15 protein-coding genes and 1 riboswitch are annotated in these 17,215 nt (G+C 43.7%); of the genes, 2 read left to right on the top strand and 13 right to left on the bottom strand.

Annotated elements, in window-relative coordinates; all coding sequences use genetic code 11:
* Window positions 1-11: 11 nt before the first annotated feature.
* Window positions 12-110: riboswitch (TPP riboswitch) on the bottom strand.
* A gap of 46 nt (window positions 111-156) precedes the next feature.
* A complete protein-coding gene (locus tag HP548_RS20900) occupies window positions 157-447 on the bottom strand; it encodes a hypothetical protein (protein ID WP_175382713.1) in 291 nt (96 codons plus the stop codon).
* Window positions 448-455: 8 nt separating this feature from the next.
* Window positions 456-1,586 carry an NAD(P)/FAD-dependent oxidoreductase gene (locus HP548_RS20895; protein WP_175382712.1) on the bottom strand — a complete coding sequence of 377 codons (1,131 nt, stop codon included), beginning with the start codon at window positions 1,584-1,586 and terminating at the stop codon, window positions 456-458.
* Window positions 1,587-1,795: 209 nt separating this feature from the next.
* On the opposite strand from HP548_RS20895, the gene HP548_RS20890 reads away from it, so the two are divergent.
* Entirely contained in the window at window positions 1,796-2,611 is an 816-nt protein-coding gene (locus HP548_RS20890; protein WP_076288381.1) for an AraC family transcriptional regulator, read from the top strand.
* Here HP548_RS20890 and HP548_RS20885 read toward each other — a convergent pair.
* The 11 genes from HP548_RS20885 to HP548_RS20835 form a co-directional block, all read right to left on the bottom strand.
* Window positions 2,608-3,249: an HAD family hydrolase gene (locus tag HP548_RS20885; protein ID WP_175382711.1), complete on the bottom strand. Its 642-nt coding sequence runs from the start codon at window positions 3,247-3,249 to the stop codon at window positions 2,608-2,610. The two genes, HP548_RS20890 and HP548_RS20885, sit on opposite strands and share 4 nt — an antisense overlap.
* Window positions 3,250-3,296: 47 nt before the next feature.
* A complete protein-coding gene (locus HP548_RS20880) occupies window positions 3,297-3,890 on the bottom strand; it encodes a DUF1349 domain-containing protein (RefSeq protein ID WP_175382710.1) in 594 nt (197 codons plus the stop codon).
* A gap of 65 nt (window positions 3,891-3,955) precedes the next feature.
* A complete protein-coding gene (locus HP548_RS20875) occupies window positions 3,956-5,200 on the bottom strand; it encodes an MFS transporter (protein WP_083678822.1) in 1,245 nt (414 codons plus the stop codon).
* Between the two features lie 82 nt (window positions 5,201-5,282).
* Window positions 5,283-6,314, bottom strand: coding sequence for a zinc-dependent alcohol dehydrogenase (locus HP548_RS20870; protein ID WP_175382709.1), 1,032 nt, complete (start codon window positions 6,312-6,314; stop codon window positions 5,283-5,285).
* A gap of 249 nt (window positions 6,315-6,563) precedes the next feature.
* Entirely contained in the window at window positions 6,564-7,844 is a 1,281-nt protein-coding gene (locus tag HP548_RS20865; protein WP_076288377.1) for an aminotransferase class III-fold pyridoxal phosphate-dependent enzyme, read from the bottom strand.
* 33 nt (window positions 7,845-7,877) lie between these two features.
* Window positions 7,878-9,032, bottom strand: coding sequence for a glycosyltransferase family 2 protein (locus HP548_RS20860; RefSeq protein ID WP_175382708.1), 1,155 nt, complete (start codon window positions 9,030-9,032; stop codon window positions 7,878-7,880).
* Window positions 9,033-9,366: 334 nt separating this feature from the next.
* Window positions 9,367-9,933 carry a TetR/AcrR family transcriptional regulator gene (locus HP548_RS20855; protein WP_099854388.1) on the bottom strand — a complete coding sequence of 189 codons (567 nt, stop codon included), beginning with the start codon at window positions 9,931-9,933 and terminating at the stop codon, window positions 9,367-9,369.
* A gap of 224 nt (window positions 9,934-10,157) precedes the next feature.
* Window positions 10,158-11,636 (bottom strand): Lsa family ABC-F type ribosomal protection protein, encoded by a 1,479-nt coding sequence (locus HP548_RS20850; RefSeq protein WP_175382707.1) that lies wholly within the window; start codon window positions 11,634-11,636, stop codon window positions 10,158-10,160.
* A gap of 532 nt (window positions 11,637-12,168) precedes the next feature.
* Window positions 12,169-13,869 carry an NAD-dependent malic enzyme gene (locus tag HP548_RS20845; protein ID WP_175382706.1) on the bottom strand — a complete coding sequence of 567 codons (1,701 nt, stop codon included), beginning with the start codon at window positions 13,867-13,869 and terminating at the stop codon, window positions 12,169-12,171.
* Window positions 13,870-14,186: 317 nt separating this feature from the next.
* Window positions 14,187-14,723, bottom strand: coding sequence for a GNAT family N-acetyltransferase (locus HP548_RS20840; RefSeq protein WP_175382705.1), 537 nt, complete (start codon window positions 14,721-14,723; stop codon window positions 14,187-14,189).
* Window positions 14,724-14,758: 35 nt separating this feature from the next.
* Window positions 14,759-15,595, bottom strand: a complete 837-nt coding sequence (locus HP548_RS20835) for a MerR family transcriptional regulator (protein ID WP_076288371.1) — start codon at window positions 15,593-15,595, stop codon at window positions 14,759-14,761.
* Window positions 15,596-15,707: 112 nt separating this feature from the next.
* Between HP548_RS20835 and HP548_RS20830 the strand changes: the two genes are divergently transcribed.
* Window positions 15,708-17,213, top strand: coding sequence for an MFS transporter (locus tag HP548_RS20830; protein WP_175382704.1), 1,506 nt, complete (start codon window positions 15,708-15,710; stop codon window positions 17,211-17,213).
* Window positions 17,214-17,215: the final 2 nt, after the last annotated feature.

Here is a 17,215-nt window from a genome sequence, read left to right as displayed (position 1 = left end):
CAAAATAACATGAGTACATGTTATTTGCTCCCTACGTCAGTATTAACTAACAGGTTCAAAGGGTCAGGTTTTAACCTTCTCAACTGCGAACAGTCCCCCTGCAAATAGCTCAGGCTTATTACAACATGTGTTTTTCCAAATGTCAATCCATTCCTATTAATCTTCAAGTTCCCCTAAATCTTCTTGCAAGTCTTTAAGTCGGGTCCGGATATCTTTAATCATACTTTGCAATTTGTTTAACTCATCGACCCATTTTTCCTCATTAGAGACGTTCGTTGCTGAAGTTGAATGATACCCGGGAGACGTTCTTAACTGATCTAAATCCGATTCGTATGCCCGCCGATTTTCCTCAGCTTTTGCCAATTCCTCCTCTGCGATGGCAATCTGATGCTCCAGATAGATGATGTCTGAGGAGTAGCCGTGAGTTAAGCGCTGTGAATACGTCATAGTTCACCTCAATTCTGATCATCCATTGCTTTTCCAAGGTCATATGGCTGAATATCGATATCCAAATCCATACCCAAAGCCAATTTGGCCAGTTGACTGCCAATAAAAGGCCCCATCGTTAGCCCAGACGCTCCAAGCCCGTTAGCTGCGATCAAGCCATTCCAACCTGGAACAGCACCCATTACCGGAAGAAAACCTGGTGTAAATGGACGAAATCCTACTCTTACTTCCTGAAACGTGCTATCAGCTAAACCGGGAGCCAGTTCCAATCCTTTATTCAAAATTTCCTGCATTCCGCCTGCGGTTACTCTTGTATCGTATCCTTCAATATCATTTTCGTGAGTCGCTCCGATCACAATCTTCTGTTGATCAAAGGCTAACAGATATTGATCCGAAGGAGGCATGACTACAGGCCAGTTCTCAGTGTCCTTTCGATCGTGAACCTGTAAGTGCATAATTTGCGCCTTCTGATAATGAACCTTAAAATCAATGCCCAAGGGCTTCAACAGTTCATTAGCCCAAGCGCCGGCACACACGATAACCTCGTCAGCCGATATGACTTTACCGTCCACAACCACTCCAGTCACTCGGTCCGATTCATATTGAAGTGTCGCGTCCCCATGAATCAGGACCGCTCCATTTCGTTGAGCCGATCGGATTAAGGCATCACGAAGTGCACGTCCATCGATACGCGCAGCACCACTGATGTAGACGGACTGAAAGCTCCCCTCCAGAAGAGGAAAACGCTCATGAGTTTCTTTTGCATCTAGACGGGTAATATCGGCAATCTCCGGTGCATCTTCTTTACGAAGGTGTGCCCTCTCCTGCATCTTGTTGATTTTGTCCACATCCGTATGAATACTAAGAGCACCCACTTGAGCGTAACCCGTTTCTGTTTCCCCTTCACTCTTGAGTTCTTCAATCAAGCTGGGATAAAAACGTGCACCCGCTTTGGCAAGCTGATACCAATCCTGATTACGGCGCTGAGATAACCAGGGACAGATGATCCCGGCAGCAGCATCCGTAGCCTGCCCTCGATCTTTCCGGTCTATAAGAAGAACTTCCGCACCCCGTTTAGCCAATTGATACGCTGTGGAAGCCCCAAGAATTCCTGAGCCTACGACGATGACTTTCTTCATGACTGCATCCCTTTCCTAAATCACTGTAACCATTATAACGCATACTGCTTGGTCTGATAATGGCAAGGCATCGACATTATGATACGTGTTCCTAAAAGGTTTTCGATAAAATGTTATTTATGTAATATAATTCAAATCAGGTTTCTTTTAACGCTGTATCCACGCCATTTACGCACACGACCTTTAACGAAATGAGGAATAACACAACGATGCCGAAACCTAGTATGGGGAATTCACTGGATCCCGATATGCCGCTTATGATTACAGGTCAAAATCAGCTGACCGTAGACGAATTAATGAATTGGAACGGCCATTCACGGGATTACAGTATTGTGCAGTGTATCGGGGGAACAGGGAAAATCGCAGCCCAAAATCATGAGTTTTCAATTCGGGAAGGAATAGCTCTTATTATGTTTCCGGAGGTAACATATCGTTACGACAATCTGAGTAATTCATTGTTGTTCGATTGTCTGTCCTTTAATGGCTATTTATTGCCCCGGTTTCTGCATACCTTGCAGATCGGGGAGCTGCGCGCCTTCAAGCCGGATGGAATGCTTCATATCCTGTTGCATGAAATAACGTTGGCGCTACAGTCCCGGCACAAGGATCAGATCTGGCACGTATCCGCATTGCTGTACATGCTTCTGGTCAGGTTAACGATTGATGGTGATCGTTATGGCGCTTATGAACGCTCGGATGCCCGATTAAAGCTGGGCGGACTGGTTACTTTTATCAAGCAAAATTATGATCAGGACATCTCGCTCTCCATGTTGGCTCAGCAAATGGACGTCACCGAACAGCATTTAAATCGGATATTCAAAAAGGAATTCCAAATGACTCCGCTTGATTATCTGACACGATATCGGTTATTGAAAGCCAAGGAAATGCTCGTCCATGACGCTGGGATAACGGCCCACGAAATTGCTCGGGCTGTCGGTTTCAACAGCGCCAGTTATTTTGGATCCGTTTTCAAAAAATATGAAGGAATCTCTCCTATTGAGTTACGCAAGCAATACCAGGGTTAAAGAATTTCCATCGTGATCTCTGCCAGCGAGGTTAACCGCAGATCATACTTCGAGAATTCCAGATTACGCGTTACCTCGTTAGGCACAATGACACAGCGAATCCCCGCGGCTTTGGCTGCCTTCAGTCCATTCGGCGAGTCTTCAAACACAACCGCTTCGGATGCTCCGATCCCGAGACTCTCCAGGGCAAGCAGATACAATTCCGGGTCCGGTTTGACCCGCTTGACGTCCTCAGCTGTATGAATAACATCGAATAGTTCGAAAATGCCGAGTGTACGTAAATAACCATGAACCCAATCCCGGGTAGAGCTGGAAGCAACGGCAAGTTGAATTCCCTTTTTACGGGCAGACTGGAGCAACTCATGCACGCCTGGAAGAATTGCTGCCTGTCCAAGGTATGCTTCGTATTTCTGTTCAGAAAGCAGCTTGATATGATCGTGATCGATCGGTTTTTGCAGCGCTTGCTCCAGATATAGAAAAGGATGAAATTCTTCAAACGATGTCCCTACATTTTTCGACCAAAGCTCCAGCCCAAGTTCAAGTCCATGCTCTTTATAAATATCGCGAAAAGCATAGAACCAAGGTGTCTCCGTGTCCACAATCAGTCCATCAAAATCCAAAATAAAAGCTTTTACCATTCCGCTTTTCTCCCTCCAATGATCAACCGATTGGCAGGGAGATGGGCTTAGAAGCGTGCAGTCACATCCGGACGGGTAACATTCATCGATAAAAAGTGACAGGTGCATCCCGTTCCGGCTGGTGACTGTCCAACAACTCCAGCCCGAATCTCCCCCTCTATCGGCATGCCGAAATATCTAATTAATTTCCACTCCACCCCATCGGGTGAATAAAAGAATGAAATGCAGTCTTCCACTTTGCGTATGCGCAGATAAGGATTGGTTACGGGAACTTCAACCGAATTGCAATCATCGGATGAACCTTCCTTCGTTACTACCGACACAATGGTAGCTGCTTTTCCATCATACTCAAAACAAAGCTTGCACCAGTTTCGCTCATCTACCATCACCATCAAACATCCGGAATCATACTGATGTTTCATGTCCACGGTTAGCTGGGTCGTCATTTCAAAATCGTTAGGCACCGGCATCGAAAGAAATGGCGCGGTTGCACGGATGTGTTTACCCGCTGGATCCTGGAAAAAGTCCGTATCAGCCTGAGCTTCTACAATTAGAACTCCTTGATCGGTATAAGACCAGGTCTTCGGCTCATTAATCCAGTTCATTTGGTTTCTTGTTTCTGTTGCAAATACGTTTGTCATTTCTATGCCTCCCAGGTTCATTTTCTGTATTATATATTCGTTTCATATACAGAAAACCCCTTCTCCTACATATTTTTGTAAGTACTGATTGCCTGGGAGTGTTTCTGGGGATCAGGGAGGAATAACATGATGACCATGAGTACGATATAAAGTACAAGAATGACACTGAATAACAGCATGGGGTTATAGTGATACAGCAGCCCTGTCAGGTAACCTGATGGAATCGCTGTTAACGTCATGACGGTCTGCACTGCCGAGAACATATCCGCTTTTTCATGTGTACCCAATCGGTTCATAAGCAGTGAGTCCCGATACGTTTGCAAGATGAAATTGCCTGCCGCCAGTACAATTAGAGTCAGAAATAACATGGCTATATTCCCCACAGGTATTAACAGAAAAAGTATAGCCCCCACTGTACTTAAAATGATCGAGAAACTGACATACTTTTCTTCTGAACGCCGTGTCAGACGCGGGATAATGACTAAATACAAGAGCATGACGGTTACAGCAGTGACAACCGGGATAAATGAAATAATCTGATCATTGAATTTTAACTGTTCCTTGAAAAAAATCACCTGAAAAAAGTTCAACTGCAGGATCAAATTGGAAAGCACCGTGATGAGAATAATCGGTAAAAGCCTCCGTTTGTAGAACGATTTGCCGAAAAGTCGCAGACTGGAAGCTAGACTCTGAATCACCCGGGTTTGGCTATGCATTCCCATAAGTTCCTTCCCTACTGTGGTCTCATCCGTATACCGGTTGCGAATGAAGAACATTACGGTCATGAGAATACCACCGACAAAATAAATACTGGCTAGTGTTGGCACAATGCCAAAATCGGCAATCACTACCCCGGCGATCGGTGTCAGTACTCCAGCACCAGTAATGATCATGTTGAGAATGGCGAATACCTTGGATCGCTTGTGTTCCTCAACATCCTCAATAATTAGACAGTTGAAGGAAACCGTCACAAATTTGGAGGTTGCATTCAGCAAGTAAGCGATCAGAAACAACCAAAAGTTCTGGGAGAAAGCCCAGATGAACATGGGAACACTCCAGGCAATCAAATCAAAAATCAGTGTTGTTCGCTTGCGACCCAGCTTATTCGTGATTGAACCCGCAAATAACTGAAATATAAAGGCAAAATAAAGATTCACCGAATTGATCAAACCAATTTCAATATCCGAAAGTCCGGCTTCCTTCATATATAAGGGAGCATAAAAAAGAACAATCGTGCCCGGAATGGCCCATACCGGTTCAAGTAAGATGGAGTACCGCGGATTTCTCGGCAAATCCTGTAGCAGCTTCAATCGATATCTCCCCCTTTTCTGCGGTGTTTCACCGCTGCGAATTCCTGCTTTTCGCAGCGGCAAAACCGCTGATTCTACATGCTTACAAGATCAGAGCTGTTTTAACCGAATTCATGGGCAATTTCTCTCCGGTACGCAGATGATACCCGATTGTCCCATTGAATGCCTGTTCATAATCACTCAGCAGTTCCGTAGAGGTAACCATTTGCTCCAGTTCCGGAATACTTTGTGCAAATTTCAATGCTGTACTGATCATCGAGTGATTAGCTACCGCACCAATGATACTAATACCATCATTAATTACGGCAGTTGATTTGAACGTCACCTCATAGCTGTCGTCATAACCCATAGGAATGATCTTGCCGCCTTTGGCAATCATCTCAAATCCCACATGAAGCTGGTTACCAACCGCGTCCACTACAATATCAAACTTCTTGTTATTATTGATCTCGTATACTTTATCGAGCGTCAGTTCCTGAGGATAGAACACATGATCCGCGATCTCTGAAGCGAACTCTTTGCGGAATGGATCAACTTCCGTGCCTACAGTAAGCCTTGCCAATCGTTTGCTCACAAGCTGACACAGAGAACCGATTGCACCAGAACCGAGGACCAGTACAGAGTCACTTGGCTTAGTCCCTGCTTTCATGAACGTCTGAAGTACACATCCCAGTGGTTCGATCATCATGGCCGTTTCCCAGCTCATGGAATCCGGGATGGCATAGATATACTTTTCGTCCCCAACAAAATATTCAGCAAAGGTTCCGTGTGTCGTCATCCCTACTTGATAGTCATCAAAATTCTCGCAGTAGATGAACAGTCCTTCGCGGCAATAGGAGCAGGTACCGCAAGATTGCGTGGGATCAACCACTACCCGATCACCTACCTTGAAACCGCGAACTTCGTCGCCAATCTCAATCACTGTACCTACACCTTCATGACCAATAATCGTTCCTTTATTCGCCGGCACTTTGCCTTTGACAATATTCAGGTCTGTACCGCAGATGCCTGAACCATAGATTTTAATTTTTACCTGGTTTGGCTTTTGTATGGTTGGCTCCTCAATATCCTGGTAAGTCACCTGTTTAAGATCCTGATATACGAGTGCTTTCATTGAATATTCCTCCTAGTCGATGTTTTATATAAGTTGAAATAAAGATTTTACACAATCCACTCCGATGACAGAACAAGCTTCCAATCGCTGTTATCCCCAGATTTTTTAATTCCTTTTTTTAAAGGGGGAAATCCGGGTATAAAGGCGACCGCTCCGCTTTTTCAGGTTTATTCTGTCCTCTCCGTTCACGTGTAAATGAATAGTTCAACTAATATAATTTGAATAAAATTTTAAACGTTTTCGTAAATCTCAATTCGAAAAGTGTTCCTGTTTCAGAACTTCTTTCCAGTCGGATAGTGTCTGCAAAAGAGCTTCTTCCACCCACAATAATTCTTCCCGGGTATGAGCATCAGAGAAAATAAAGTACCCTTTGGTGAATATTCCGAAGTGGGCCATTCGTTTGACCATAAACTCACGGAAAGGATCGGTATGAAAGTTTTCCTCCGAAATAGAGCTAATGGAGAAACTCGCATAGGTACCCTTCAGCACCAATTGATCGGTTAATCCAAGAAGTACGAGTTCAGCTTCAATCAGATCCATAATCCGAATAGTAGCCTCGCGCCAGCTAGGCCATACTTTAGCGCTTTTCATCAATCTCTCACATGCAATCGCTGCCGCGAGTGCAGTAGTCTCGCTGGAATGGGCGTTGCTGAATCTGACCTGTCCTGATAATGACATCAGATGTTCTGGTCCCATTACGGCTGCGAGTGGCAGTCCATTCGCCATGCCTTTGGAAATGCAGAGCAGATCCGGCCAGATATCATACTCCCCAGCTGTAGCTTGCTTGCCCATTCGAATACCGGAGGTGACTTCATCAAATATGACAATGATATCCAATGACCGACATAGGGATACAACTTGCGCCAACGGCTCACGTTTCCATTCATTTGGACAAAGAACAATGCAGGCGATATCCTCGGGAGAGGATTGGATTTGGGCCTCGATACGCTCTGGTGAGGGCTTATCTATCCAGATTGTTGTGCGTTCGATATCCACGGGGATGCCTCGTTCTTTCGTTTCGCGGCCATAGTACCCATAGGCAGACCAGTCATGCCACCCATGATAGGCCGTCGCGATGACCCTGCTTTTGCCACTTCCAGCACGAGCCAGACGTACGGCTCCACTGACTGCATCGGCCCCACTTTTGGTGAATCGCAATGAGGGGTAGCGGCCCTCAAACCGTTCCAAAATCAATTCAGCGCATTCAAGTTCAATGTCAGCAGGAATCGAATAACTTGTCCCTTTTTTCAGCTGATGGATGATGGTCAGTTGAACTTCATGCCGCGCATGTCCCCATGGCGCCGTACCCATGGCCATCTCACAATCCAACCATTCATTTCCATCGATATCTATAAAACGGGAATTGCGTGCCTCTGCGCAGCATACGGGTGTATATCCCGGAAATAATCGTTCTGGTGCTTTCGCTAACGTACTGCATCCGCTCGGAATAACCTTTTCGACATGTTCCAACCACTCCAGATTCCGTGTAAACCTTACGGCACGATCAAGCGTGCTCTCTTTTGATTTCACCTTTGGTTCCTCCCTGTTTACTTGGTTTGTGAGTTAGCGAACTTTGGAGCCTGGCCAGCAGCCATCATATATGCGATCCATGGTGATGACATTGCCATACAGATCAATAATCAGATCTTTAGCCCGATGAGCATGTCTCATCTCGATCCAGTAACGGTTTTCCAACAACCGGGCGAAATTATCCACCAGAAACAACAATCGGTTCTCGCTATGAATCAGCTCCTTGCCCAGAACCTGCGGCAGCCAAATAGCTCCATTAGAGTTAAAGCGGTTGGAATAGTCACGTACCTCAGCAACAGGTGCAATGTCAGCTTCCTCCAGCTTGGTCCAGAACGTATCCGCGTCACTGCGAACTTCTGCAAGATCAATACCAACGATCGGCAGATGCTTATATTCACTCTGAGTATCCAGCTGTTCTTTCAGATGACCGAATACGAATGGCCAAACATCGGCCTCAATTTCCCCTCCCCACTTTTTCCAGAAACGTGCCAGATTGTTTTTACGGTTGAAGTTGCGATGAATGCCACTGCTCCGTTCCCAGTGATAGGCGAGAATATTCGGATTAATGACCGTATCATATCCGGCTGCCCGTGCTCGCATCTGATAATCAAAATCCTCATATCCGTTAAAGAACTTCTCATCCAGCTCGCCTACCGTTTCATACACTTCCCTCTTCATGCCGAACATGGCGAATACGACAAGCTGAACTGAAAATGTCTCCTTCGGAATGTCTTCAGGCGAAGCGTTCAGAAATAAGTGGCGACCAATTGTATCGGCAAATGCAATACCACAATGCTGCACACCTCCCGTTTGCGGATAGAGCAGAACACCGCCAATCATACCAATCGTAATGTCGCTGTCCATCGTCTCTTTCATCATGGATTGCCAGTTTGGTTGAAGGATCGTATCGGAATCCAGGAAGAAAATATAATCTCCCTCTGCTCGCCGAAGCGCGCTATTGATTGATACGGCACAACCAAGTGGAAAATCATGCTGAAGAATTTCAATCGTTACACCTTCTCTAACCTCTTGTTTCAGTTTCTCCAAATGCTGTAAGACAGCAGAACCGGAACCATCGTTGATAAAAATGATTTGAGTGGACGGGCTTACGGTCCGTAACAATGAGTCCGTGAACAGGTTCAAAATGTTATAGTCCTGGTTAACTGGCACAATAATGGTGTAAAGCATGGAATCCCTCCTGTGGATATGATGGAATGCGTGCAAAAGCGAGTTGAAACGGTATCGCGTTCAGTGCAGATTATCGACCTCCTTGTCGCAAATTCACTGTCTTAATTTGGTAATGATTTGAATCTACTAGAAATTTATATCATTTTTTGTAAGTTTGAAATCTTAAATTCTGAACTCTGTTAAAATTTGAATATGTACTCAAAAGAAAATATGCGCCTTTCGAGAATCGCTGATAGCTCTCCACGCAAAAAAAACACCTCCAAAGTGAGTCCGTATCCAATGACACGACCGACTCCACAATGGGGTGTAATATTGCATTTATTATATGTTGTTCTTATCTGGCCCTAAAGCCGTGATAGAACGTATCTACAACTAGCGAAGCTGCTGATTTACGAGCAATGTCACCACTTACAACCTGCTGCCACGTCAGAAACAAGATAGAATAAAGCACATCTACAATCCAGTTTTTATTGACATCCTGACGAAAGTAATTCTTTTGCTGCAACATGCTGACCGCATGCAGTATAGGTTCTCTCAGCTTCAAATCTGCTCCCTCAATCTCAGGATTATAGTGTATAGCTGCGTCATGAGTAAGGAAAAATATTTTATCCCCTAACGGAATGAGCACTTCAATCAGTTCCGGAATATACGTTTCACAGTTTTCCTCATCCAAATGAATGTTTTGCATGGCCTCACTGACCACCTCGATCGCACGCAAGCCCAGATAAACCATTAATTGTTCGCGACTCTCCACGTATCGATGCAGGGTTGCAATACCAATTTTCGCAGATTCTGCGATATCATTCATGGATGCGTTGGGCTTTTCAATCAGCAGTTTGGTTGCTTCGTCCAGAATGGAATTAAGTCTCATTTGCTTCATCGATGTCATTTCTTTTTTCAACGGGTTTACACCTCTTGGGGAATATATTCAATAAATTGATTCAATGAACCATCATTTGATTGGCTTTGACTATAAAATTATAGCATAGTTGCTCACAATTCCGATGTCTGAACACGTAACAAGCATCACCTATGATTGGTTATGTATTGCAAAGATAGATGTAATGATTAAAAGCCGCCAAGCGGCGGCTCTTAGAATGTATATCTTTTATCTTTCCCTTTTGCTTATAGCTCGATAATTCTTGTTGCAATATTGGCGCAAAATTCACTGTCATGCTCTACAAACAGAAGGGTTGGGGAGTACTCCAGCAGCAAGTCTTCAATTTGCATACGAGAGATGACATCCACAAAGTTGAGGGGTTCATCCCAAATGTGCAAATGAGCTTGCTCACTGAGACTTTTAGCAACCAGCACCTTCTTTTTTTGGCCAGCGCTATACGTTGAGATATCCTTCTCCAATTGCAGCCTGGAAAAATCCAGCTTTCTTAGTATCGATTTAAACAGGCTTTCATCGATTCCCTGCGTGACAGCATAATCCGATAATTGGCCGCCGAGATCAGACGTGTCTTGCGACACATACGAGATCTTAAGCTGGGGATCCTTTCGAAAATGACCTGTATAAGGGATATCCTCATCACAGATCAGTTTAAGGATGCTTGATTTTCCCGATCCGTTTTTACCATAAAGTGCAATACGATCCCCTTTTTCAACTGTGAAACTCACGTCCTTACATACCGTATTGGATCCGTATGCAATCGACACATGTTCCAATTCAACAAGTTCTTTTTTGTGAAAATCCAGTTGATGAATCTGTAGACGTTCTGCACTCTCAATATTTTTCAGAAGTTTGGACTTTTCTTGGATGGCGGATTGATGCCTCTGCTCAATATTTTTGGAACGTTTCATCATTTTGGCAGCCTTGTGTCCAATATAGCCTTTATCCACCTTTGAACCGGAATTTCTCGTACCATTTTTGGTTCTTTCCACTTCATGCGACCATCCACCCGTCCGTTTGGCAGAATCGGACAAACGTTTGATGTCCTTTATTAACTTTTCATTACTTGCAAGTTCAAACTGATCTTGCCTTTGTTTATTTTCCCACCAAGCGGAGAAGTTCCCTCTCTGAATCTCAATGTTATTTTTATTGATGGACAGGATGTGGTCTACGCTGTTATCCAAAAAAGATCGATCATGTGACACCAGAATAAATCCACTTTTGCTGCGAAGATAATTACTGACGAGTTTTCTGGCATGAATGTCGAGATGATTGGTAGGTTCATCGATGAGCAAAAACCGATTATCCTTCAGGAACAAGGCAGCCAGCATCACCTTCGTTTGTTCTCCGTTAGACAAGGAATCAAAAGGCCGATACAGAATATCTTCCGAAACTTTTAACAGGTTAAGCTCTCGAACAAGCTGCCAGTGTAAATATTCAGGATAGACCTCTTCAATGACATCGAGGGTCATAGCTCCTTTATTCTGAACCTGAAAAGGAAAGTACTCAAAGCTAACATTCGCAGAAATAGTTCCGCTGTATTCATATTTACCAAGCAGCAGATTGAGGAATGTCGTTTTGCCTCTGCCGTTCCTTCCGGTAAAGCCCAATTTCCAATCGGAGTCCAGCTGAAAACTCACATTTTCAAATATATTATCGTAACTGCCATCATAGGCAAAGGTTAGGTTGCTAACGTTAATTAAAGACATAAAGATCATCCTTTTTATGTGAAATATAAAAGTTAACCGACGTGAAATTTACCACGACATGGTCCCTCACTTTATATTTGAACATAATCAGAATTTCAATCCGTTCTTGCGTAATGACATATCCCTCGTGTCAGAGTGATTAGAATATCCTCAAATGAAAAAACGCAAAAAAGCCCCATTCACCGGTGCTTTTTTGCGTTACATCAACCTGACTATGATAAAGAGACTTGGCGTTCAAAAAATTAACACCAAGATAATCTATGCATAGGAGGATAAAGTGCCGGATTCTGATTAGTTATGTTGTGAACCATGTCAGTGTTCATGTTCGTTGACAGGTTCACATAAACATCTACAACCTCTAATTCAGTCATCGCTCTATCCCCCTTTAAAAGCTCAACAATTTAATATCAGAAACTTAACATGGAATACAGCCACGGGTCAAGGCGAGAAATCAAGTTGTGCACCTTTTTGAATCCAAATCCACCTTATCGACCCACAAGAATTTATAGTTACCACGCGCTGTATTCAATTATTAAACTGCCGCATACAGCGGTTTGTACACCGGATGCCACATGGCAGCTTTTACAGCCTCTTCAACGTCTTTCAATTCTACACGCGCAACGCCATCTTCCACTGCCGCCTTGGCGACCGCCACTGCAACTTTGTACGAAACAGCATGTAGCTCTTTCACTCTGGGCAGAAGTGGAGCACCTGGTGCAGAGGAGTCTACCGAATTAGCTACGGCCACTGCAGCTGCGGTGAACATGTTTTTGGTGAATTTCGATGCTTTCGCTACAATCGCTCCTAGACCCAAACCAGGGAACACAAAAGCATTATTGGATTGACCAATTTCATACAATGTGTCATTAAACATGACAGGTTCAAAGGGGCTGCCTGTTGCAATCAGTGCTTTGCCATCCGTCCATTCAATCAAACTTCTTGGTGCTGCTTCGGCAAGCGAGGTCGGATTGGACATTGGCATAATGATTGGACGTTCCACATGCTTCGCCATCTCTTTGATAACTTTTTCATTAAAGGCACCTGTCACACCGGAAGTGCCGATCAGGATCGTTGGTTTGATCTGTTTCACAGCTTCCAGCAAACTAACCTGCCCTTGCTCATTCAAAGCCCAATTTTTCACTTCCGCAGCTTTACGTACATATGGTTTCTGGAATTCAAATAGACCTTCCGTTTCATCCGTAAGGATTCCACGGTAATCGAACGCCCAGAAACGGCTCTCCGCTTCCTCTTGCTCAAGCCCTTCTTCCATCATAGCGTCACGAATCTGATCCGCGTTACCAATACCAGCTGCTCCTGGTCCAAATACAAGAACACGATGCTCACGAAGAGGTACACCCGTCACTTGAACCCCGGACATAATCGCCGCAAGTGTAACCGCACCCGTCCCCTGAATATCATCATTAAATGTAAGGAGTTCTTCCCCATATTTCTGTATAATATTTCTGGCATTCACGCTGCCCAGGTCTTCCCAATGAAGCAGGATATCCGGAAACCACTTTGTTGTTTCTTTCACAAAGGCTTCGATAAATTGCTCATACTTTTCCCCGCGAATCCGTTCATGACGGTTGCCCACATACAATGGATCATTCAGCAGTTTGGGATTATTGGTTCCCACATCCAGCACAACAGGCAATACACGGCTTGGATCAACGCCTACGGCTGCTGTATATACCGCGAGTTTACCAATGGCAATTTTAATGCCGCCAACGCCCCAGTCTCCGATGCCCAGAATACTTTCCGAGTCGGTCACCACAATCAAATCCACATCTCCAGCATGTAAACCACTGTTGCGGAAAGCTTCCTCCAGCCCATCCATATCATTAATGGATAAATATAGACCACCTGGTCTGTGGTACTGATGGCTATATTCCTGAATAGCTTGTCCGACCGTAGGTGTATACACAATCGGCAACATTTCGCTAAGATGATCCTTCATTAAACGGTAAAAGAGTACAATATTACGGTTGAACAAATCACTAAGCATGATGCTTTTTCGCAAATTATCCGATTCATTCTGCAATTGCTGATATACTCGACTCACTTGTTCTTCAATATTTAAAACCATCGGTGGCAAGATGCCATTCAGGTTAAGCTCTCTTCTTTCTTCTTCGTTAAAGGCAGTACCCTTGTTCAACATGGGATTGGACAGAACATCCTTGCCTTTCAAAGAGGTTTTCAAGTTTCCATTGGAATCTACAAAAAATGAGTTCATTTACTGATTGCCTTCTTTCATGATGTCTCTTGACGTTTTAACGTCTATTTAATTTAATTTTAACACTTAATAACTTTTAGTTAGTTATAGTTCTTCCGATGACAATTATAAAATATTTTCTATGGCATGTAAACGAACTCATGAAACGTTCATGAATGAAATTCAATTTCATTTCGATAAATAAAATTTATCACTTTGTTATTTTTCAACAAATTCATTTTATAAACAAATTCTCTTGGAATACAAAAAAGCCACGAAACTGCGTGGCTCTATCACCTTTTTTATGGGCTCAATTTTTGGGTGAGTGCTCATAGTGCTCAATACAAATAGCCTAAAAAATCGAGTTCTCCTTCGCCCCATGGCATAGTTCCGACTTCTCTAACCATCAAGCCTTCGACCTTCTGAATTCCAACTCCAATTGTAGTTAAAGTTTCATGGTCAATTTTCAACCACTTACATGTGTTGTTAACCGTTTTGAACCCATTTTTGCTATACAAGTCCTCATGATCAGCAAATAATAGCACAAAATCAATATGCCCTTTGGACAGCTTCTCCACTTCCGCTAGCAAAAAGGAACCAATTCCTTGAGAGCGATGTGAAGTGGAAACACATAGATCAATGATCCCTAGAACTCTTATTGCTTTTCCATTCAAATTCATCATTCTGTAATCTAATCCTACATGCCCAATCAGTTGATTATCTGAGGTGAATGCTAATATTCTGCCATGTGGAATTTGCTTGAAAAACAAACGGTCCTCCGGGTAGACCTCTGGAAAACTGGCAATAAGCAATTCCTGAAGATGCGTTGACCATTCTTCGTTCAAATCCATATCATAAGCTTTAACTAATTTCAAAAAATACCCTCCTGAATTAAATCGATTTCTATTCTTTATTTTGTCTCAGCAACCTTACACACTTCTACGTATATCTTGATGATATACTCATCCGGATTATTTTCCGCAAAATAACTGAGCAGATCCATGGCATACACGTTTCCACAGATTTCAAATCCCTCTCGTTCTATATGCTCTTTAATGATTAAATACGTTTTTGGCATGCTTTCATATGATCCTCGATGGTTCATGACAGCATACAGTCCTTTGGGCTTGACTAACATCGATTCGCCAGGAATCGGTGCTTTTATTTGGTTGCAAAAGTAGTCCGGATAGAAGTGTCCTGTCTCAAAACTCTCCTGACAAACTACAGTCCATACCGGAAACTCATATTCGATCATTCGCTCTTCACAATGGTTTCGATATTCGACAAACTTGCGGGTAAACTCCTTGTCTCCATCTCCTCGTTCCAGTCGAACGGCAATAAAATATTCTTTCTCGCATTCTTCAAAAGCCAGACCTTCCTGTGAAGCACTCATAGCTTGTTGTGTCATGACAATGGCACCATTCAAGAGCTTTTGCATACGTTTGATTCGGAGTTGTTCTAGCTCCAGTTCCTTCATTTTCTGTTCAAAAAGCTCGATTAATAAAGGCGTATTTTGATTTTGAATAAAAGACTTAATTTCCTCTAGAGAGCTTCCCGCCTTTTTCAGCACATGGATTACATCAAGTACATAGGTTTGCTGAATACCGTAATAACGGTAACCGTTGGAATTCGTAAACTCCGGCTTTAACAGTCCAATCTCATCATAATGAAATAAAGTATGTTTAGTGACTCCGCAGATTTTTGCAAATTCACTGGTAGTAAATTGTTGTGTATGGTTTCCCGACATTGTACCAGGCCTCCGCTAGAATCTATAGTTCAAAATTAATTTGACTATAGGGTTACCCTATAGTTTATGGTTTAAAAATGCAAGTTATCTATTTATATTGTTGGAGGGAAATATGTCAAAGTTAAAACGTTGGATGATTCTTGTTATCGTATCAAGTGCACTATTACTAATCGTGATGGACATGACCATCCTGTACACCGCTTTACCTAGCTTAACCCATGATTTAGGTGCATCAGCCTCAGAAAAATTATGGATTCTGAACGGTTACTCCCTCGTCATGGCGGGGCTTCTGCCTGCAATGGGAACGCTTGGGGACCGTCTTGGTCATAAAAAAATATTCACCCTGGGATTGCTCGTATTTTCTGTCGCTTCTCTTACTGCTGCCTTTTCTCCAGTACCGGCTGTACTTGTCATGAGTAGAATTCTTCTTGCAGTTGGCGCATCCATGATGATGCCAGCGACATTGTCGATCATCAGGGTTACCTTTACAAATGAACGAGAACTTGCACTCGCGATTGGTATTTGGGGCTCTATTGCATCAGGTGGTGCGGGACTGGGTCCGATTGTCGGCGGGCTACTGCTTCAACACTTCTGGTGGGGTTCTGTGTTTTTGATTAATCTTCCCATTGCCATTCTTGCGTTTGTTTTCGCCTTAAAAATGATTCCTAAACATCAAGGTGATTCGTCGAAAAAGTGGGATTTCACCAGTTCCTTTCAGATCATGATCGCCATGGTTGGAATCATCTATTCCATCAAGGAATTCACAAGGCGAGAAGGATCTCTGACATTAGCCATTAGCGCAGCATTAATAGGTCTGCTGTCCCTTATGATCTTTATTCGCCGTCAAAATAACAGCACCAACCCGCTTTTGGATCTGTCCTTATTCAATATCCCAAGATTCAGCACTGGCTTTATCACCGCACTGGTCGGGTTGTTTGCGCAAATGGGTGTGCAATATCTGGTCACACAACGCCTTCAACTTGTGGAGGGCATGTCACCGCTTCAAGCGGGACTTTTCACCTTATCTATACCCGTTGCAGCACTCATTGCTGGCCCTATTGTCGGATCCATCATGCATCGTGTAGATGTCGTATACATCAAAAGTTTCTCTCTCTTGATCGCCGGTCTGGGCATAGGGATATATCTGATGCAGTTCAATGCAGGGTTTACTGGACAGATCCTTGGTTTAGCACTACTTGGCGCAGGCCTTGGCGCAGGGATGACCGCAGCATCCCATTCCATCATGAGTTACGCACCTCCACACAAAGCTGGTATGGCAGCATCGATTGAGGAAGTGGGTTATGAGCTGGGTGGAGCATCAGGTATTGCCATCATTGGGAGTATGTCTACTCTCGTATACACGCTTGCTATGAGGATTCCTGAAGGCATTAGAGTGCCAGTTAATGTGAAGGACAGTCTGGATGAAGCTCTTATCGCTGCCGAAAGTTTACCTACTGAGTCTGCGGAGTTACTCAAATCTGCCGCCTTTGCTGCTTTTGACCACTCCTTCTTTGTAGTCATTGGAGGATTAACTTTATTTTTACTCGTTGCAGCTCTGCTTATGAGCTGGGTAGCCTTGCGTTTAAAACGCTCAAAAAGAAACGGTGTTGAAACATAATG

The sequence above is a fragment of the Paenibacillus taichungensis genome (assembly GCF_013359905.1).
In the GTDB taxonomy this organism is placed as follows: domain Bacteria; phylum Bacillota; class Bacilli; order Paenibacillales; family Paenibacillaceae; genus Paenibacillus; species Paenibacillus taichungensis.
This window is presented reverse-complemented; position numbering and strand designations above follow the sequence as displayed.